The sequence below is a fragment of the Taklimakanibacter deserti genome, from assembly GCA_003574785.1.
The window spans coordinates 110,016-128,874 of sequence record QORU01000014.1; the positions used below are offsets into that span (position 1 = coordinate 110,016).

Consider the following 18,859-nt stretch of genomic DNA (forward strand, 5'->3'; position numbering starts at 1 on the left):
CAATCATTCACAACTTACCCATCGACACAGACTTCGACGCTGTGGACGGCATTGCGATATCCGTGCATGGGTTGAACTGTTCCCGTTGCGTCCGTCGCGCGGGCTAGGATCGCTTTTCGACCCGGTTCAATGGGCGTCCAATCCAGGTTGAACCTATGCCATGCCCAATCGGCTCGCCGATACAGCGCGGCGCCCGTCCAGGAGCGGCCCTGGTCGAAGCTGAGCTCCACCGTCTCCAGCGGGTGCTCCGACCAGGCCCAGCCCCAGATGCAGATTGCTTGGCCGAGCTTCACTGTTGTTCCCGGTGCCGGCGCGACGATGAGCGATTCCGGAGCTATGCCCCAGACGGGGCGTCTCTGATCGTGACCGCCTTCGCCGGCATCGAGGATCTGGTCGTTGTAGAAATGTGTTGTGAAGGGCGCGTCGGCCCTCCGGTCGCTCAAGGTGAGCCGGTAGAGCCATTTGACCGAATTCGTGCCGTAAAAGCCGGGAACGACCAGCCTGAGCGGGAAGCCATTCTCGCGGGGAATTGGGGCCCCATTCACCTCATAGGCGAGGAGCACATCACCCCGTATAACCCGGTCCATCGGCAAGTCCTTCAGATAGAAATCGCAAGGAAATCCCGCGAAGTCGCCGTAGTCCGCGCCATAAGACCAGAGAAATGAAGCTGCATCGTTGGGTTGGCAATGGGCGAGCACGTCGCGCAGATCGACGCCGCGCCAGATTACATTGGCGACCCGTCGCGCCGGAATATGCGGCTCCAGGGGATTGCCTGCACATTGATGGACCGCTTCCACCTGCTTCGGCGGCAGTTGCTTCAGGTCGTGCAGGGTAAGTCGGAGCGGCTTGCGGACAAGGCCATCAATTGTCAGCGACCATGTGGTGTCGTTGATATCGGGAATGCCGCAATGCGCCAGGACGAAGAGATCGCCTGCGGGTGTTATGGGGTCCGACATCTGATGCGGCAGGAGTGGAACCCGACGGACGATGCCTTGTGGCCTTAGCGGCGGACGGGGGTTCATGCGGCCTGACCTTTGCAGTCATCACTGTTGGCGAATCTAGGACGGCGGCAGCCGAGGACCTACTGGGATTGATGCAACCGGTGTTGCGCCGAAGTGCAGTCCCGTGTCTCTCAGCCTGAATCAGGAGTTGCCCATCAGGAATGCCTGCCGCCGCTCGACCAGCTCGGCGACGAACTTCATGACCGCCTTGATACGGGCAATATATTCCAGATCCTCATGGACGCAGAGCCAGAGGTCTCGCTTGGGCGAAGCCTGATCGGGCAGGACGGATACAAGGCGCTTGTCAAGGGAACCCGAAAATGCCGGCAATAGGACGATGCCTACACCGTTCGCCGCCGCATGCTGCTGGGCAAGCATGGATGATGTACGGAAAACGACAGTCGGATCCTTGATGACATCGAGCAGCCAGTGAGTCTCGCGGACGATCACGATATCCTCGATATAGTCGATGAAGACGTGGTTCACGAGATCGCTGGCACTGGCCGGCGTGCCGCGGCGCTCGAGATAGCCGGCGGATGCGTAGAGCCGCAGCGCGAACTCACCGATCTTCTTCACCACCAGACGAGGACTGTTGGGACGTATGAACGACAACAAGATGTCGGACTCGCGCTTGGGCAGGTTGGCGACGTGGCGTTCGGTGAGGAGTTCGACCAGCACGGCGGGATGGCGCTGATGGAACTCATGGAAATGCTCGGCCAGGAACATGCTGGCAATGCCTTCCATCGTGCCGAGACGTACCGATCCGGAAATCTGCGCCGGCTTGCTGCTGACATTCTGCGCGATCGCCAGCACATTGGCTTCGATCGATTCGGCATAGCTTAGCAGGCGCTGACCGGCATCCGAGAGAGCGAAGCCGGAATTGTTGCGATCGAAAAGCTTGCAGTCGAGCGATTTCTCCAGTTCCGCAATGCGGCGGCTCACCGTCGTATGGTCGACGCGAAGGCGCTTGGCCGCAGGCATCAGCCTGCCCTGCCGGGCCAATTCGAGAAAGTATGAAAGATCGTTCCAGTCGAAGCCGGACATCGCTTCCTCCCTGTTCGTTGCAGGAAATCTGGACCGGGCGAGCGCCGGAGGCAACAGGGCCCCCGATTTGGGAGGCTAGTCCGGGCAGGAGCCCTTTGCTGCGCGCTGCGTTCTTCCAAAAAATGAAAGAGTGAATTCGCTTCTTCTCGACTTATGGCTGGCAGTGGAATCGATATGTTTGGCTGGTCAGACTTTCGAGAGTGAGGAGCGAGCCATGGAACAGAAGCTGAATGCCCGGCCATCGCCTTTCCATCGGGGCGAGCAGGAAATGCAACGGCGGATTGGCAGCCGCGACTATAGCGAAGCGCAAGGGCAACGCTCGATCCGCGACTTCATGCCCGACCAGCACCGCAGCTTCTTCTCGCTCCTGTCCTATGTTTTCCTCAGCGCGGTTGATGCAGATGGGTGGCCCATCGCGACCATGCTGCACAGATCTCCGGGCTTCATTTCCAGTCCTGATCCGCGGCTGCTGCATATCGGTGCGCAGTTTGTACCGGAGGACCCCGCAGCAGCCGCCCTTCGTGTTGGCAGCGCCGTTGGCGTGCTCGGACTCGATCTGGCAACGCGTCGGCGCAATCGCATGAATGGACGGATCATAGAAATGTCCAGGGTCGGTTTCATGATCCAGGTCGATCAGAGCTTTGGCAACTGTCCGCAATACATTCAGACGAGAATATGCAGTCCTTTCAATATATCGGCGCAGTCCAGGCCCGCAGTCGTTCAGCGGTTTCCTGGCCTCGACGACAGCATGCGCGCCGCTGTCGCGAGAGCAGATACATTCTTCGTAGCGTCTGTCAGCGGCCTTCCAGGCGATCCAGCGGTCCACGGCGCCGACATGTCGCACCGCGGTGGCAAGCCGGGCTTTGTAGGCGTCGATGGGAATGACCTCGTAATCCCCGATTTCAAGGGGAACGCCTTCTTCAATACGCTTGGTAACTTCCTGATCAACCCGAAAGCGGGCCTCTTATTTCCCGACTTCTCGACCGGCGACCTGATTTATCTTGCCGGTACGGTACAGATCGTCTGGGATGGTGCCGAACTGAGAGCCTGGCGTGGCGCCGAGAGGCTATGGCGGGTCAGCATCTCGCATGGCTGGCGGCTGAAAGGAATGCTGCCTTTTCGCTGGGCCTTCCAGGAGAGCGCACCCTCCATCCACCTGACAGGGTCCTGGCCCGAGACGAAACAAGTGCTCGAGGAGACGGGGGGCAGGGAGATCTACCGATCCTATCGCGTGGAATCTGTCGTGAGCGAAACTCCGCTTGTCCGCTCGATCTACCTTGCGCCCCATGACGGTAGGCCGCGGCCAGCCTTCAAGCCAGGACAGTTCCTCCCGATCAGGTGGACACCGGCGGGCAGGGCCCGACCGCTCAACGGCGTCTACACCATTTCCGCCTCGCCGTTCGCCGATCAGCTGCGCCTGTCGATCAAGCGAGGCCATAATCTGTCGCGGCAAATCCACGACCAGCTTAAGGTTGGGGATGTCTTGGAAGCGCTTGACCCACACGGCGATTTTTACCTCGACCCGTATCTTGACAGGCCCTGCGCCTTCATCTCGGCCGGTATTGGCATTACGCCGATGATCTCGATGCTGGGCTATCTGCTGGCGGAAGGAAAACGGACCGGACAAATGCGCCCGACCTTGTTTGCCCACGCAACCCCCGATGCCACGGAGCAGCCGTTTCGCACCCAACTCGAGGACTCGGCACGCAGTGCCGGCGGTAAGCTTCAGCTCCATTTCACACTGAGCCGGGCGCGCTCGGGCGCGGCAGCGGCACAGCGCTTCCATCAAACCGGCCGGCTGACGGCTGAGACACTGTATCCGCTCCTTCCCGGTCCGGACCGCGAAATATATCTCTGTGGCCCTCCGGGCTTCATGCAGGATCTCTACGACGGCTTTCGTGCACTGGGAATCGGCGATGATCGCATCCATGCCGAGGCATTCGGTCCCTCGTCATTGCGACGCGGCGGAGAGGCGGTGTCCGAGTCCGAAGAGACCGGGGCAGGAGATACCGAGGTCGTATTTGCCCGTCATGGGCTGCGCGTCGCCTGGAATGCAGCAAGCAGCAACTTGCTCGATTTTGGCATCGACCGGGATGTGCCCCTGGACTCCGGCTGCCGACGTGGCGCCTGCGGCACCTGTGCGGTCCGGGTTTTGTCTGGCACCGTGAAATATGTCCAGGCACCGGCCATTTCTCCCGTACCGGGCACGGCGCTGCTGTGCTGCGCACGCCCGGCGCCTTCCGGTCTCGCCGGGCAGTCCCAATTGATACTCGACGCTTGACGCTGGCGCGCCGGCGCTGCGAACGAAGCTGCAAGGGGCGTTGCATATTTGGGGTGTTCAAGAAGCGCCGTCCTTGGATGCAGTTTATGTCGGGCGAAGACGACAGGACCTTCGGAAAACCATGCAGGAGTTGCACGCGAATGATCTCATATCCAAGCTATAAGGTCGCAGCGGCCCATGTTGCTCCGATTTTCCATGACACCGACCGCAGCGTCCTAAAGGCGTGCGCGACGATCTCCGAAGCAGCCGCCCATGGTGCCAGCCTGATCGTCTTCCCGGAAGGCTTCATTCCCGGATTTCCGATCTGGTCAGGTGTCGTGGCACCGATCCGCACGCACGACCATTTCAAGGAGCTTGCCGCGGCGGCCATCGAAATCGATGGGCCGGAGCTCGACCGCATTCGCTCCGCCGCACGCAAATGCGGCGTCTTCGTTTCGATAGGCTTCACCGAGGCCACGAAAGCGAGCGTCGGCTGCCTGTGGAACGCGAATGTCCTCATCGGAGAAGATGGGACGATCCTCAATCATCATCGCAAGCTGGTCCCGACCTTCTATGAAAAGCTTGTTTGGGCGAGTGGCGATGGTGCAGGCTTACGCGTCGTCGATACCAGGCTCGGCCGCCTGGGTGCGTTGATCTGCGGCGAGAACACCAACCCGCTCGCCCGCTACACGCTCATGGCGCAAGGCGAGCAGGTCCACATCTCGACCTATCCGTCGGTTTATCCGACCCGGCCTCTGGAGGAAGATGGCAACTACGACCTGGAGAACGCCATCCGCATTCGGGCCGGTGCCCATTCCTTCGAGGCAAAAGTCTTCAACATCGTAGCCTCTGCCCCTTACGACCGGACCGCGAGGAAAGCGGTGGAACGGCTGGGGAATGAGGCGCTGGCGCTGCTGGAAGCGAGTCCCAAGGCGGTCTCAATGATCATCGACCCGACCGGCGTCGTGATCAGCCCGACGCTGTCGGCCGAGGAAGGGCTTGCTTATGCCGATGTCGATATCGCCCGCTGTGTCGAGCCAAAGCGTCTCCACGATGTCGTCGGTTACTACAATCGTTTCGACGTGTTCAAGCTAACCGTCGATCGAACCTCCAACCATCCGGTTCTCTTCGAGGACGACAAGCCCCCCGCTTTCCTGACGACGCCGAAGGCCTCCACCGTCGCCCCTACAGTGAATGGAAAGACGAATGGAGCGCAGGGCCATTCGGACGCCGTGTCCGGCGCGCCGGCGCTCGTGCCCGAGGACAGCCGCGTGGAGTGATCGTCGATTAACAGCAGGACGGGTCCGATGATCGACTACGAGGAACTGCGCATCATCCGCGAGCGGCGACCAGCTTCGTTCGAGCCTCCGGTCAAGCGGTATTCGATCCGCTGGGAGCGGAGTGTGGATCTGGCGATCACCGCCTACTACGGAGCTCAGGCGCCGACGAAGGAGGCGGTCGAGCAGGCCGATTTCAAGCAAGTGATGCTGGCGGCGTTTGCCAGCGACTGCGGGCCTGCATCGGTAGAGCAGGGCTTTTTCGTCGATGCCGCCGGCCAGTACAATTTCGTCTTTGTCGCCTACTGGCTTGATCCTCTGCGCCATGAGCGCTGGGAGGCGGACTCACAATTGCACGCCTGGTGGAACGACCCGATCCGGCTTGCCGGAACTATCGGCCTGTGGCGCGAAGTGCTCCGCGTCCCGATCGAACGGATGGAAACGCTCTACGCTTATCCAGATTACAAGGTCGGCATTGCCCGCTGCCCTCCGTCCACTTTCACGCTTACCCGGAATAGCGGCTATTTCGGCGCGATGCGCGACCGGATTCCGGCGAGCGCCGTGGATAGCCTTGCGACAGCGATGGCCTTTCCGCAGCCGGTAAAGCGCCACAGCGCGGGCACCCGCTGGCTGGTTCATGTGCCGAAAAATCTCACGGTAATCAGATCGGGACAATACTGGGCCAAGTGCGGGGGTGAGCAGCGCACGGACTATCTGGTCAAAATGCGGCCGCTGCTGGAAAAGGGCACAGCGCATCTCGGCCAATATCCCGAAGAAACGGGTTGCCTGAGCATGCGGCTGAGCCGCTGCGTCGAGGCGGGCGGTCGAGAACGCGACGAGTCGTTCAATCATGCCTATTTCCTGTCGCTCGCCCATCTCGAGGAATGGTCCGCGTCGCACCGGACTCACCTCGCCATCTGGCGGCATGCGATCGAGATGATGAAGGCCTATGGCGAGAAGCGCGAATTGCGGACCTGGCATGAAGTGTATGTCCTGCCGGAAGGCGGGCAGCGATTCGAATACGTCAATTGCCATCCTCGAACCGGCTTGCTGCCTTATTTTGAAGGGTCCCGACTCGAATGAGTGATAGTGGTCTCGATGGCTGGCTGGCGCGAGCCCGCGCCGAACTGAAAGGAGCCGATCCGTTCGCCGCTCTGATGCGCGAGACAGTCGACGGATTGCAGATCAAGCCCCTCTACACGGCGGATGATCTGAGCGACATCGACCATATCGATACACTTCCGGGCCTGCCGCCATTTGTCCGCGGTCCACGCGCCACCATGTACACCAACCGGCCATGGACGGTCCGGCAATATGCCGGCTTCAGTACCGCGGAGGAGTCAAACGCTTTCTATCGGAAGGCCCTCGCTGCCGGCCAGGCTGGCCTGTCGGTGGCATTCGATCTCGCCACCCATCGTGGCTATGACAGCGACCATCCGCATGTAGTTGGCGATGTTGGCAAAGCCGGGGTAGCGATCGATTCCGTCGAGGACATGACCATCCTGTTTGCAGGAATTCCTCTCGACCGGATCAGCGTCAGCATGACCATGAACGGTGCGGTGCTGCCGGTGCTTGCGAGCTTCATCGTCGCCGCCGAAGAGCAAGGAGTGCCGGCGCAAAAACTGTCGGGCACCATCCAGAACGACATTCTCAAAGAGTTCATGGTGCGCAACACCTATATCTATCCGCCCGAACCTTCGATGCGGATCGTTGCCGACATCATCGAGTTCACCGCTGCGAATATGCCGCGGTTCAACGCAATCTCCATATCCGGCTATCATATGCAGGAAGCCGGCGCGACCGCGGTGCAGGAGCTGGCCTACACGCTCGCGGACGGCCTCGAATATGTGAAGCTGGCCTTGTCGCGAGGCCTCGCCATTGACGATTTTGCCGGACGGCTGTCTTTCTTCTTTGCCATTGGCATGGATTTCTTCACCGAGATCGCGAAGCTGCGTGCCGCTCGACTGCTGTGGGCGGAGCTCATCCGGCCTTTCGGGCCCGCGAGACCGGAGAGCCTCGCGCTGCGGACCCATTGCCAGACCTCAGGTGTCAGCCTGACCGAGCAGGATCCTTACAACAACATCGTGCGCACCGCTTTCGAGGCCATGGCGGCCGTGCTTGGCGGCACGCAATCGCTCCACACCAATGCCTTCGATGAAGCGTTGGCGTTGCCGACGCAGTTCTCGGCCCATATCGCGCGCAACACCCAACTCATCCTGGCCGAGGAGACCGGCGTAACACGCACCGTCGATCCGCTTGCCGGCTCCTACTATGTGGAAAGCCTTACGGATCAGCTCGTCCGATCGGCGAGAAAGCTCATCGCCGAGGTCGTGAAAGCCGGAGGCATGACAAAGGCGATCGAAGCGGGCATTCCGAAACTGCGAATCGAGGAAGCGGCAGCCAGACGCCAGGCGCTGATCGATAAGGGAGCGATTGCCGTTATCGGGGTCAACAAGTACCGGCTCGAGCACCAAGAACCCATCGCTGTCCTCGATATCGACAATGCCGTGGTGCGGCAAAGGCAGGTCGAACGACTGATCGCGCTGAAGGCTTCGCGTGATCAGGCTCGGGTAGACGAATGCCTCACCCGTCTGAGTGAGGCCGCTGCCAGCGGCCGCGGTAATCTGCTCGGCCTTGCCGTTGATGCGGTTCGCGCCCGTGCGACGGTCGGCGAGATTTCGGCAGCTCTCGAGAACGCATTCACACGGCATAAGGCCGTGATTAGATCGGTTGCCGGAGTCTACCGCGCGGCCTTCGGCGATGCGGCCGCCTTTCGCGAGGTCGAAGAGGACATACGTTCCTTCACCTTCGAGGAAGGGCGCCGGCCGAAGATGCTGGTGGTTAAGCTCGGCCAGGACGGTCACGATCGCGGCGCCAAGGTCATTGCCTCGACCTTCGCCGATTTTGGCTTCGATATTGAGGTCGGGCCTTTGTTTCTGACGCCGGTGGAAGCCGCGCGACGAGCCGTGGACAATGCCGTTCACGTGATCGGTGTGTCCAGTCATGCGGCCGGTCACCGGACTCTGGTGCCGCAGCTGATTGCGGCGCTAAAGGATCTCGACGGGAAGGATATCGTTGTCGTGTGCGGCGGCGTCATACCGCCCAAGGACTACGATGAACTTTACAAGGCCGGTGTCTCGCTCATTTTCGGTCCAGGGACGCAGATCTTGGAGGCGGCGAGGCGCGTCCTGGCGGTGGTCAGCGAAGCGCGGCGGACGTCGCGCGAAATGACCCGCTGGCCGGCCAACGGATAGTGGCGGCAGGCGTCCAATTCGTACTCCTTCAGAGGCATGGGGGTCGCGCTTCGCGCTCGGCGTGCCTGCCGTCGCGCGCAAGAATTCATCGCCTTGGATCGATCTCGTTCCGTCTTGTGGAATTTTGCATTGGGGTTTGCGTTTTTCGTCCCTTGCTCAAAGCCATGCTCGGAGATGAACTGCAGCGAGTAGAAGAGCAGATAATCTGGTGAACTGGGAGAATGAAAATGATCTTTACACGTCGCAATTTTCTGAGCGCCACGGCTCGGGTTACGGGCGGCATCGCTCTGTCACGCGGATTTCTCGGACGTTCGTCCTTTGCAGAAGAGCAGTCCATACTTGTGGGAAGCCTGCATGATTATTCGGGGCCGATCGCGAGCTCAGGGCAACAGGGCGTAGCTGCGCTCACCATCGCGATCGACGAGTTGAACGCGGCGGGCGGGTTGCTGGGTCGGCCTCTCAAGCTTGTGCACTACGACACCCAATCCTCGATCCAGCTCTATTCGCAATACGCGCAGCAGCTGGCCCTCAGCGATAAGGTCGCGGTCGTCCATGGCGGCATCACGTCCGCTTCGCGCGAAGCGGTTCGTCCTGTCTTTGACAGGTATCGGACCCTTTATTTCTACAATACGCTGTATGAAGGTGGGGTGTGTGACCGCAATACATTCTGCACCGGAACCACGCCGGGGCAGACGGTGCAGAAGCTGGTGCCGAGCGCCCTCAAGCGGGCTGGCGGCGGTAAGGCCTACATTATCGCGGCCGACTACAATTACGGTCAGATCACCGCGAAATGGATGGCCAAGTATTGCCAGGACAGCGGCGGAGAAATTCTGACTACCGAGTTCTTCCCACTCGACGTCACCAATTTCGGACCGACGATCTCGAAGATCCAGGAGCGAAAGCCCGACATCGTCCTTTCGGCTCTTGTTGGTGCGAATCATGTGGGTTTCTATCGCCAATGGGCGGCGGCCGGCATGAACGGGCGTATTCCGATTGCCTCGACCACGTTCGGCCTCGTCAACGAGCCCAAGACCCTGGAAGCCCATGAGAGCAACGGCCTGCTCGGCTCCTATGGCTATTTCGAAGAGCTCGACACGCCGCGCAACGCGGCATTTGTCAGCGCCCTGAAGGCGAAGTTCGGTGACGACATTCCCTATATAAGCGAGATCGGCGCAGCCACCTATGAAGCCATGCATCTCTGGGCCATGGCCGTGAAACAGGCCGGCACGGTCGAACGTGAGAAAGTCATCGAGGCGCTCGAGACCGGAATTGCCTTTGATGGGCCAAGTGGCAAGGTCGTGGTGGACAAGCAGACCCACCACACGACGCGCAACGCCTATCTGGCGGAAGTTCAGGAAAAGCGCTGGGTGGTTGCGGAGCGCTATGAAAACCAATCACCCTCCGATACGGCGGCCGTCTGTGACTTGGTCAAGAATCCGAACGACAACCAGCAGTACGTGATCGGCCTTTGAAGGCTGGCGGGAGACCACGATGGACTACGCCATCATCATCGCAGTCGACATTCTAGGGGGCATAACGTCCCTCATTTTGATCAGCCTCGGCCTCGCCGTGATCTATGGAATGATGCGCATCATCAACCTGGCGCATGGCGAGTTCCTTATGCTTGGGGCCTATGCAACCGTCGTGGCAACCAATGCTGGCGTGAACATATGGATCGCCATGTTGCTCATCTCGCCGCTCGTCGTCGGTGCAATAGGCATCCTGGTCGAGCGTACCGTCATGCGCTTCCTCTACGGGCGACTAATCGACACGATGCTGGCGACTTGGGGGTTGAGCCTCTTGATCTCCGGGCTGGTCACCACGGTCTTCGGCAACAACATCAAAGGCGTGCCGACCCCGCTCGGCGGTTTTACCGTCGGCGCCTACACGTCGAGCCTATATACGCTGTTCCTGGCGGCGATGGCGGGCGCGATGCTGATCGGGCTCTATCTGCTGCTGCGCTGCACCCGGTTCGGCCTGGTGGCGCGCGCCATGATGCAAAACGCCAATATGGCTGCCGCCCTGGGCGCCAGCCCGCCACGAACCTACATGATCACATTTGGCATTGGTGCGGCTATCACCGGGCTTTCCGGTGGTCTCCTCGCTCCTGTGACGGGGGTCGGGCCAACGATCGGGGCGGCGTTTATCGCCAAGGCATTCATAACGGTCGTCGGCGGCGGTCCAGCGATCCTCACCGGCACCGGTGCTGCCGCCATTCTCTTTGGCTTCATCAATCAGACCGCGACCTACCTCAGCACGCCGGTATTCGGTGAGGTTGCGCTTTTTCTTGCTGCCATCGTGCTCATCCGGCTTATGCCCGCCGGCATTACCGGCAAATCTCTGCGAGGTGCTCGGTGACCATGGACAGGACACCCGCTATCAGGGACATTTCATTCGCAGCGATCGCGGTCGCGGCGGTAGCGGCATTGCCGGCTCTGCTGGATATGTTCAGCCTGCTCCAGCTCACCGCCTTTGTGTGCCTGGCGATCCTGTCGCTCAGCCTTGGCTTCATCTGGGGCTTCGGAGGGATCCTGTCCTTCGGCCAGGCCGCTTTCTTCGGCATTGGCGGCTATGCTTATGCCGTAGCCGTGATCAACATCGGCGATAGCACGCTGCCATTGGTCCTTGCCCTCATTCTGCCTGCGGCGTTTGCGGCCCTGCTCGGTTATCTGATGTTCTACGGGCGGGTCAGCGATGTCTATGTCGGCGTTATCACCCTCACGGTCACGCTCATCCTGTACAATGTCATGAACAGCACCGCAGGTGACCGGTATCGCATCGGTCTCGCACCCCTGGGTGGCTTCAACGGCATACCTGCGGTGCCTGGCATCAACATTCCGCTTTTTCCTGACATGCCGCTCGATGTGACCGGCAACTGGTATCTCTCGGCCGGCTGCCTGGCGGCGATCTTCTTCGGGATGCGCTATTTCTTGCGCACGCATGTCGGGCGTGTCGTGGTCGCGACGCGCGAGAACGAGGGGAGGGCCGCCCTGCTCGGCTATGACACGCGTTTCTACAAGTTGCTCGTCTTTGTAATCGGGGGCGCCGTCGCCGGTCTCGGCGGGGCTCTCTATACCGCCTGGGGAGCGTTCGTCAGCCCCACGGTCTTCGGTTTGGGGATGTCGGCGCAGATCATCGTCTGGATCATTGTCGGTGGCCGCGGAACACTGGCTGGTCCGGTCTTGGGTTGCATCGCCATGCAGTATGTCGTCACGAATCTTGGCACACAGCAGACCGTCAATGTGAACCTGGTGCTCGGAATTGTTCTGCTTGTATCGGTGCTGCTGCTGCCGCTTGGTGTGCTCCCGGTATTCGCCGGACTCATGCGGAAGCTGCCGTTTTCGCTTGCCACTCGCATGCGTGGTCACGCGATGCCGCGGGAGGGCCGGCGATGACACAAGTACCGTTGCTTGATGCGCGTTGTGTCTCGAGGCGGTTCGGCGGCGTCGTCGCCGTGGACAGTGTTGATTTCACTCTGGCCGAAGGCGAGCTGCGCTGCCTTATCGGCCCGAATGGCGCCGGCAAGAGCACGTTCTTCAAGATGCTGACGGGTCAGCTGCAGCCGAGCGCGGGCGCGATCCTCTTCCGCGGGCGCCCGATCGCATCGGCGCTGCCGCATCAGATTGCGCGGCGCGGTATTGGCATCAAGACTCAGACGCCGAGCGTCTTCAACGGCCTGACTGTCGGGGAAAATCTTTGGCTGGCGGCCCGCCGTCTCAATCCGGACCGGCGCGCCAAGGAGATCGTCGCCGAGATGCTCGACCTAATCGGCTTTTCCGGCCGATCGTCGCGGCTCGTTGGCGAACTGTCACACGGTCAGCGGCAGTGGGTGGAGATCGGCACCGTGCTGGCCGCCGAGCCGGAGCTGATTCTGCTCGATGAACCCGCGGCTGGCATGACGCATGACGAGATTGCCCGTACCGCGGAAATCATCCGCACTGTCAACCGGACGAAATCATTGATCGTTGTCGAGCATGACATGCAGTTCATCAGGATGATCGCCCGGACGGTAACGGTCTTCAATCGCGGCAGCGTACTTGTTGAGGGTTCTGCCGATGAGGTGATGCGTGACCAGCGCGTGCGCGACGTCTATCTGGGCAAAAGGGCTGTGGCATGATGCTGAAGGTGCTTGGATTGTGCGCTGGATACGGCGACATACCCGTCCTGACCGATCTCAGCCTGTCGCTCGGCAAAGGTGAACGGCTCGGCATACTGGGCCACAACGGCATGGGGAAGACGACGTTTCTCAGGTCGCTGATGGGCTTCGTTCGCGCCGTGGGTGGATCGGTCGTCTTCGATGGCCAGGACATCACGACCCTGCCGGTGCATCGGCGGGCCCGGCTGGGGTTGAGACTCGTGCCCCAGGGCAGGGAGATCTTCCCGGACCTGACGGTCCTGGAAAACCTGCGCATGGGTGAGTTGTCGTCGCCGCGCGCGCGGGCGGACAGCGTTGAGGAGGTGCTGACCTATTTTCCTCGCCTGAAGACGCTGCTCGAGCGGGCAGGAGGCCGTCTTTCCGGCGGCGAGCAGCAGCTGCTGGCACTCGCCAGATGCCTGTGCGGCCATCCTTCGTTGCTTCTCCTCGACGAGCCAACGGAAGGTGTTCAGCCCTCGATCGTGGAGGAAATCGCCGAGTCGCTCGTCGTGATCAGCCGGGATCGCGGCGTCGCTGTCGTCGTGGTGGAGCAGCAATTGGACTTCATCTCGGCAGTGTCCGACAGGGTCCTCGTGATCCGGAAGGGTCGATTTACGAGGCAGCTGGGGAAGGCCGAGCTGCGGGATCCAAACGCCGTTGCCCAACTCGTCAGCATGAACGCATAGTGGTGCCAGTGGCCAGGGGGTAAAGGAGAGTGCTCACATGACGGTCAAGAGGCCAACGCACGGACAGATCGCAGACATCGCAAGAAGGCTTGGCATGCACATGGAACCGGCGCGCATCGACGAATTCATGACGCTGATGCATTCGAGTTTCGCTGCTTATGACGTTGTCGATGCCATGCCCGACAATGTCCCGCGCGTAAAGTATCCGCGCTCGCCGGGCTATCGTCCGGTGGGCGAGGAGAATAGATATAATGCTTGGTACGTCAAGACGCGGATCGAGGGGACTCCCGGCGGCAAGCTCACCGGAAAGACAGTGGCGTTGAAGGACAATGTTTCGCTCGCCGGCGTACCGATGATGGTGGGCGCCTCGACGCTCGAGGGTTTCGTTCCTGATCTCGACGCTACAGTGGTGCCGCGTCTCCTCGACGCCGGAGCCACCATACTCGGCAAGGCGCATTGCGAGTATTTCTGCCTGTCCGGCGCCAGTCATACCAGTGCGGCGGGCCCGGTCCATAACCCGTTGCGCATGGGCTATTCAACAGGCGGCTCGTCGTCAGGGAGCGCTGCATTGGTCGCAGCCGGCGAGGTCGATATGGCCATCGGCGGAGACCAGGGAGGTTCTATTCGCATCCCGGCCGCCTTCTCGGGGATTTACGGCCTGAAGCCAACCCACGGCCTGGTTCCCTACACCGGGGTGATGCCGATCGAGTCCACCATCGATCATATCGGCCCGATGACGGCGACAGTTGCCGACAATGCCTTGATGCTCGAGGCCATGGCGGGTGAGGACGGACTCGATCCCCGCCAATATGCGCCGGAGATCAAACCTTACACCGAAGCGCTTGGCCGTGGAGTCAAGGGGCTTCGCATCGCCGTCGTTAAGGAAGGGTTCGGCCTGCCAAGCAGCGAAGCCGATGTCGACGCCAAGGTGCGCGAGGCGGCGAAGCGCTTCGCGAAGATGGGCGCGACCGTGAGCGAAGTTTCCATTACCATGCACACTTTGGGCACTTCGATCTGGATACCCGTGGCTCTTGAAGGGCTGCAGATGCAGATGATGCATGGCAACAGCATGGGCTTCAACTGGAAGGGGTTGTATTCCACCGCTCTCCTCAATGCCCATTCGGGCTGGAAGAGCCGTGCCGATGATCTTTCCGACAGCCTGAAGCTTTCCATGCTGGTGGCGGAGTATTCGCTCACCCACTATCGCGGCCATTACTACGCCAAGGCGCAGAATCTTGCGCGCGTGCTGCGCGACGCTTACGACGCCGTGCTGGCCGAACACGACCTCCTGCTCATGCCTACGGTTCCGATGAAGGCGACGCCGATCCCGCCGCCCGATGCTTCACTTGCATTGTATGTACAGCGTGCCCTCGAGCTTCTGCCCAACACGGCGCCATTCAACTTGACAGGTCATCCATCGATTTCGGCACCGTGCGGCATGAGCGACGGTCTGCCGGTCGGCATGATGCTAACCGCCAGGAACTACGACGAGCCAACCCTCTATGCCGCAGCCGCCGCGTTTGAGGCGAGCGGAGATTGGAGGACGCTCTGAAGTCAATCGATCCTGGATCCGGCTGGAGCCGGTAGTCACCTCAACCCCCAGCAAACGCTATCCAGCCGGGACCGCATGGTCTCTGGATCGGAGAAGCTTTGTTGAAAACGCGGATGCAATGAAAGGAAAAGACGATGATACGACTTCATGATGTCGAGGTTTCAGGGAACGCCTACAAGGTTCGGCTCCTGCTGTCGCTTCTGGGCCTCAAACACCAGATCGTTCCGATTGACTTTGCCGGAGGGCAGCACAAATCTACAGCCTTCCTGAAGCTCAATCCGCTGGGCGAGATTCCGGTCCTCGAAGATGGCGACGTCGTGCTGCGCGATTCCCAGGCCATCTTGCTCTACCTCGCGAGAAAATACGGCTCGGAGAAATGGCTTCCGACAGAGCCCGTCGCGCTGGCGCGAGTAGGCCAATGGCTCTCGACCGCCGCCAATGAAATACAGAATGGCGCAAGCGCCGCACGCGCCTACGTCAAGTTCGGCTACAAGCTCGACATAGACAAGGCGCGAGACCTGTCCAATCGAGTTCTCGGCATCATGGATGAGCATCTCTCGCAGCGTGACTGGCTGGAGATGGGGCATCCGACGGTCGCCGACATCGCCTGCTATCCTTATCTCGGGCTGGTGCCTGAAGGTGGCGTCGCCCTGGATCGGTATAAATCGGTGATGCGCTGGATGGATCGAATCAAGGACCTGCCGAACTACGTGCCGATGCCCGGAATCTACTAGGTGGCCTCGATGCAAACCAGCGTTTCACCACCTCTGCGCGGCGTCACCGTCCTCGATCTCTCGCGCGTCCTGGCCGGCCCATACTGCACGATGCTTCTGGCTGAGCTCGGCGCGCGCGTGATCAAGGTGGAGCAGCCGGGAACGGGCGATGACGCCCGGGCCTATGGTCCTTTTGTCAAGGGCAAGTCGGCCTACTTCACATCGATCAATCGCGGAAAGGAATCGATTGCGCTTGATCTCAAGGACCCGGCGGACGCCGCCGTGCTTGCTTTGCTGATAGGCAAAGTCGATGTGCTGGTAGAGAATTTCCGCCCCGGCACAATGGAAAAACTGGGTTTCGGGGTCGAACGCATCCGCGATCTCAATCCGGCAATCGTCTATGCCAGTGCGTCCGGCTTTGGTCAGACCGGACCGCACTCCCCGCGACCCGCCTATGACATGGTCGTTCAGGGCCTGAGCGGTATGATGAGCGTCACGGGCCATCCGAATGGCGAGCCGGCGCGGGTCGGTGTCTCTATTGGTGACCTTGGCGCCGGGCTTTATACGGCTATCGCCATCAATGCGGCGCTCTACCGTCGGGCACGAACGGGTGAGGGCGCGCGTATCGATGTGGCGATGTTCGACTGCCAAGTCGCTCTGCTTGAAAACGCCGTAGTTCGCTATCTAACGACCTCTGAGATTCCCCATGCGCTCGGTTCCCGCCATTCCTCGATCGCTCCGTTCCAGTCATTTCGCGCTGGTGACGGACAGCTCATCATCGCGGCCGGCAATGACGACCTTTTCGTCAAATTGTGCGATGTAATGGAAGTCAGCCACCTATCCGGCGACCCGCGGTTTGCGACCAATGCACTGCGATGTCAGCATGTGGCGGAATTGCAATGTACCATGGAGGCTGTGCTGGGCCGCCATCCGGTATCCCGGTGGCTGGAACGGCTCGACAAGGCGGGAATCCCGGCAGGGCCGATCAACCGGATCGACGCCGTGCTCGACCATCCGCAGATCAGCGCGCGTAACATGCTGGTAACCGTCGATGACTCGCGGATGGGGCCGATACGAGTGGTCGGCAATCCAATCAAGTTCGATGGTGTCGTCGATCCGCCGACGCGAACTGCGGCGCCCGAGATCGACCAGCACCGTGAGGCAGTGCTGCGCGAATTTGGCGTCCTTGGTCGAGAGCTTTTAACCGCGGCCACGTAGGATGGATAGCAAGAAATGATGGGTCGATTGGAGGAACTCGAGGTTTTTGCAGCGATCGCTGACTTGGGTAGTCTGATCGGAGCCGCGCGGCGGACACGCCGATCGGCGCCTGCGGTTACACGAATCCTGCGTGACCTGGAGACCCGTCTGGGCGTTAGGCTGGTCGAGCGGACGACGCGTAGTCTCGGATTGACAGATGCGGGCTCACGCCTGGCCGAGAATGTCAGGAGGTTGCTATGCGATCTTCGTCACGCTGAAGCAGAGGCGTCCGGCGAGGCTCTGGTTCCGCGCGGTTGCTTGCGGATTTCAGCGCCACTTGTCTTTGGCAGGCGCCACGTTGCGCCATTACTGATGAAATTCCTTGATGACTTTCCTGAAGTAACTGCCGAGCTTTCTCTTGCCGACCGTATCGTCGATCTCGTGGAGGATGGGTTCGATCTGGCTCTGCGTATTGGCGATCTCGATGTTTCCTCATACATACGGCGAAAAGTCGGAAGCGTGCGCATGGTTCTGGTTGGAAGTCCTTCTTACCTCGAACGGAGGGGGCGACCCATAGCTCCCGACGATCTCGCCGATCACCATTTTGTCATCTTTTCGCGCGGGCGGACTCGACCCGAGGTCCAACTTCAAGATCGCGATGTGATCATCACACAGCCGCTTGTTGGTCGTTTTCATGTTGACCAGGCAGAGGCGGCGATTGCCGCGGCCGTCGAGGGAAAAGGACTCTTGGCGACTTTGTCCTACCAGGTGACAGAGCATGTCGCGGCGGGCCGGCTTGTGCGGTTGCTCGAAGCGTATGAACCACCTCCGCTCCCTGTGCAATTCGTGTTTCCGACGGCACGTTTGATGACACCAAAAGTCAGGGCGTTTCTTAATTTCGCCGTGCCCAAGCTTTCCGCCTTGGACGATGTTCAAGACTGTGGCTCGCAAGGTCTACTCAAGCCGTCAACGCCGAGTACCACTTCCCCGATCAATCGCCGTCCTGCTCGCGGAGGTGATTGAAGAGTTCGAGTGCGCTGCGCTCGACCCAGCATTCAGCCAGGCGCTCCTTTTCAACCCGCCAGATTGCGATACCGGTGAACGCGATAGGTCGGTGATTAGCCGACAAGCCGAACATGCCGTTGTTGTATCCCCGCGTGATCCAGCGCGAAACTACGCGGGTTCCCGTAGCGTTGGTGATGAGCTCAAGGTGCTCATTCGTTGCGTCGCTCACAAGCCTCTGCATATCGGCAACCCATGCCTTGAACGCGTCCCGGCCTTCGACGACTTTGCCGGCGGTGGTAATTCGATAGTCGGGCGCCATCAGTTCGTCGATCGCCGTAAGATCGTGGGGAGGAGTCCAGACCCTTCTGAAAAACTCTCGAGCGAGATGTTCAGCGTTAGCAGCACTCATCGTTCGTACGTCTCATTCTGTATTAGATTGACATTTCCGAATCTATTTCTTTTCCCACCATGCGGCAAATGAATGTTTGTGAACGGTGCAATAAGCATTCGTAATGGCCTAAACTTTGGGAAATCTAGACATCGCTTTCCTTTGCATCGTCGACGCGGGCAACCTGATGGTTACAGGCGTCATGAGGCAGCAACCATCGCCATCCGCGGTTCTAAATCGTGCAAAGCTTTCGGCGATAAATGGCGACTTGCGACGGAATCCGCAGAAGCGCAAAAGATCCTATGTTGACTGGCTTTCGTATTGTGGATTTCGATAACAGTCCGGGG

The 18,859-nt window shown here is 60.3% G+C and carries 16 protein-coding genes; 13 read left to right on the forward strand and 3 right to left on the reverse strand.

Going from position 1 to position 18,859, the window contains the following annotated elements; genetic code table 11:
• Positions 1-14: 14 nt before the first annotated feature.
• Positions 15-956 carry a molybdopterin-dependent oxidoreductase gene (locus tag DS839_RS26895; RefSeq protein WP_162918830.1) on the reverse strand — a complete coding sequence of 314 codons (942 nt, stop codon included), beginning with the start codon at positions 954-956 and terminating at the stop codon, positions 15-17.
• Positions 957-1,142: 186 nt separating this feature from the next.
• Positions 1,143-2,045 carry a LysR family transcriptional regulator gene (locus tag DS839_RS26900; protein ID WP_119273593.1) on the reverse strand — a complete coding sequence of 301 codons (903 nt, stop codon included), beginning with the start codon at positions 2,043-2,045 and terminating at the stop codon, positions 1,143-1,145.
• A gap of 214 nt (positions 2,046-2,259) precedes the next feature.
• Between DS839_RS26900 and DS839_RS26905 the strand changes: the two genes are divergently transcribed.
• The 13 genes from DS839_RS26905 to DS839_RS26965 all read left to right on the forward strand — a co-directional run bounded on the left by DS839_RS26905 (position 2,260) and on the right by DS839_RS26965 (position 18,142).
• Positions 2,260-4,326 (forward strand): pyridoxamine 5'-phosphate oxidase family protein, encoded by a 2,067-nt coding sequence (locus DS839_RS26905; RefSeq protein WP_119273594.1) that lies wholly within the window; start codon positions 2,260-2,262, stop codon positions 4,324-4,326.
• A 140-nt stretch (positions 4,327-4,466) separates the two neighbouring features.
• Entirely contained in the window at positions 4,467-5,585 is a 1,119-nt protein-coding gene (locus DS839_RS26910; protein ID WP_119273595.1) for a carbon-nitrogen hydrolase family protein, read from the forward strand.
• Between the two features lie 27 nt (positions 5,586-5,612).
• A complete protein-coding gene (locus tag DS839_RS26915) occupies positions 5,613-6,665 on the forward strand; it encodes a phenylacetaldoxime dehydratase family protein (protein WP_119273596.1) in 1,053 nt (350 codons plus the stop codon).
• Positions 6,662-8,836, forward strand: a complete 2,175-nt coding sequence (gene scpA / locus DS839_RS26920) for a methylmalonyl-CoA mutase (protein ID WP_119273597.1) — start codon at positions 6,662-6,664, stop codon at positions 8,834-8,836. The genes DS839_RS26915 and scpA overlap by 4 nt, the downstream gene beginning before the upstream one ends.
• A 227-nt stretch (positions 8,837-9,063) precedes the next feature.
• Complete coding sequence (locus tag DS839_RS26925) at positions 9,064-10,308, forward strand: urea ABC transporter substrate-binding protein (protein ID WP_119273598.1); 1,245 nt, start codon at positions 9,064-9,066, stop codon at positions 10,306-10,308.
• 19 nt (positions 10,309-10,327) lie between these two features.
• Positions 10,328-11,194 carry a branched-chain amino acid ABC transporter permease gene (locus tag DS839_RS26930; protein ID WP_119273599.1) on the forward strand — a complete coding sequence of 289 codons (867 nt, stop codon included), beginning with the start codon at positions 10,328-10,330 and terminating at the stop codon, positions 11,192-11,194.
• 2 nt (positions 11,195-11,196) lie between these two features.
• Positions 11,197-12,231 carry a branched-chain amino acid ABC transporter permease gene (locus DS839_RS26935; RefSeq protein ID WP_119273600.1) on the forward strand — a complete coding sequence of 345 codons (1,035 nt, stop codon included), beginning with the start codon at positions 11,197-11,199 and terminating at the stop codon, positions 12,229-12,231.
• Positions 12,228-12,953: an ATP-binding cassette domain-containing protein gene (locus DS839_RS26940; RefSeq protein ID WP_119273601.1), complete on the forward strand. Its 726-nt coding sequence runs from the start codon at positions 12,228-12,230 to the stop codon at positions 12,951-12,953. Before DS839_RS26935 ends, DS839_RS26940 begins: the two co-directional genes overlap by 4 nt.
• Entirely contained in the window at positions 12,950-13,657 is a 708-nt protein-coding gene (locus DS839_RS26945) for an ABC transporter ATP-binding protein (protein WP_368911944.1), read from the forward strand. The genes DS839_RS26940 and DS839_RS26945 overlap by 4 nt, the downstream gene beginning before the upstream one ends.
• Positions 13,658-13,694: 37 nt before the next feature.
• A complete protein-coding gene (locus DS839_RS26950; protein ID WP_119273602.1) occupies positions 13,695-15,209 on the forward strand; it encodes an amidase in 1,515 nt (504 codons plus the stop codon).
• Between the two features lie 134 nt (positions 15,210-15,343).
• Positions 15,344-15,943: a glutathione S-transferase family protein gene (locus DS839_RS26955; RefSeq protein WP_119273603.1), complete on the forward strand. Its 600-nt coding sequence runs from the start codon at positions 15,344-15,346 to the stop codon at positions 15,941-15,943.
• A 9-nt stretch (positions 15,944-15,952) separates the two neighbouring features.
• Positions 15,953-17,140: a CaiB/BaiF CoA transferase family protein gene (locus tag DS839_RS26960; protein ID WP_119273687.1), complete on the forward strand. Its 1,188-nt coding sequence runs from the start codon at positions 15,953-15,955 to the stop codon at positions 17,138-17,140.
• A gap of 18 nt (positions 17,141-17,158) precedes the next feature.
• Positions 17,159-18,142 (forward strand): LysR family transcriptional regulator, encoded by a 984-nt coding sequence (locus DS839_RS26965; protein ID WP_119273688.1) that lies wholly within the window; start codon positions 17,159-17,161, stop codon positions 18,140-18,142.
• On the opposite strand, the gene DS839_RS26970 is transcribed toward DS839_RS26965, so the two are convergent.
• The gene (locus DS839_RS26970) at positions 18,111-18,533 is read right to left on the reverse strand and encodes an ester cyclase (RefSeq protein ID WP_119273604.1); all 423 of its coding nucleotides are present in this window, start codon (positions 18,531-18,533) and stop codon (positions 18,111-18,113) included. The genes DS839_RS26965 and DS839_RS26970 overlap by 32 nt on opposite strands.
• Between the last annotated feature and the right edge of the window lie 326 nt (positions 18,534-18,859).

What these genes read in the sequence shown, in the direction of transcription:
- DS839_RS26895 (WP_162918830.1), bottom strand. Translation starts at nt 956, where the DNA reads ATGTCGGACCCCATAACACCCGCAGGCGATCTCTTCGTCCTGGCGCAT.
- DS839_RS26900 (WP_119273593.1), bottom strand. Translation starts at nt 2,045, where the DNA reads ATGTCCGGCTTCGACTGGAACGATCTTTCATACTTTCTCGAATTGGCC.
- DS839_RS26905 (WP_119273594.1), top strand. Translation starts at nt 2,260, where the DNA reads ATGGAACAGAAGCTGAATGCCCGGCCATCGCCTTTCCATCGGGGCGAG.
- DS839_RS26910 (WP_119273595.1), top strand. Translation starts at nt 4,467, where the DNA reads ATGATCTCATATCCAAGCTATAAGGTCGCAGCGGCCCATGTTGCTCCG.
- DS839_RS26915 (WP_119273596.1), top strand. Translation starts at nt 5,613, where the DNA reads ATGATCGACTACGAGGAACTGCGCATCATCCGCGAGCGGCGACCAGCT.
- scpA (WP_119273597.1), top strand. Translation starts at nt 6,662, where the DNA reads ATGAGTGATAGTGGTCTCGATGGCTGGCTGGCGCGAGCCCGCGCCGAA.
- DS839_RS26925 (WP_119273598.1), top strand. Translation starts at nt 9,064, where the DNA reads ATGATCTTTACACGTCGCAATTTTCTGAGCGCCACGGCTCGGGTTACG.
- DS839_RS26930 (WP_119273599.1), top strand. Translation starts at nt 10,328, where the DNA reads ATGGACTACGCCATCATCATCGCAGTCGACATTCTAGGGGGCATAACG.
- DS839_RS26935 (WP_119273600.1), top strand. Translation starts at nt 11,197, where the DNA reads ATGGACAGGACACCCGCTATCAGGGACATTTCATTCGCAGCGATCGCG.
- DS839_RS26940 (WP_119273601.1), top strand. Translation starts at nt 12,228, where the DNA reads ATGACACAAGTACCGTTGCTTGATGCGCGTTGTGTCTCGAGGCGGTTC.
- DS839_RS26945 (WP_368911944.1), top strand. Translation starts at nt 12,950, where the DNA reads ATGATGCTGAAGGTGCTTGGATTGTGCGCTGGATACGGCGACATACCC.
- DS839_RS26950 (WP_119273602.1), top strand. Translation starts at nt 13,695, where the DNA reads ATGACGGTCAAGAGGCCAACGCACGGACAGATCGCAGACATCGCAAGA.
- DS839_RS26955 (WP_119273603.1), top strand. Translation starts at nt 15,344, where the DNA reads ATGATACGACTTCATGATGTCGAGGTTTCAGGGAACGCCTACAAGGTT.
- DS839_RS26960 (WP_119273687.1), top strand. Translation starts at nt 15,953, where the DNA reads ATGCAAACCAGCGTTTCACCACCTCTGCGCGGCGTCACCGTCCTCGAT.
- DS839_RS26965 (WP_119273688.1), top strand. Translation starts at nt 17,159, where the DNA reads ATGGGTCGATTGGAGGAACTCGAGGTTTTTGCAGCGATCGCTGACTTG.
- DS839_RS26970 (WP_119273604.1), bottom strand. Translation starts at nt 18,533, where the DNA reads ATGAGTGCTGCTAACGCTGAACATCTCGCTCGAGAGTTTTTCAGAAGG.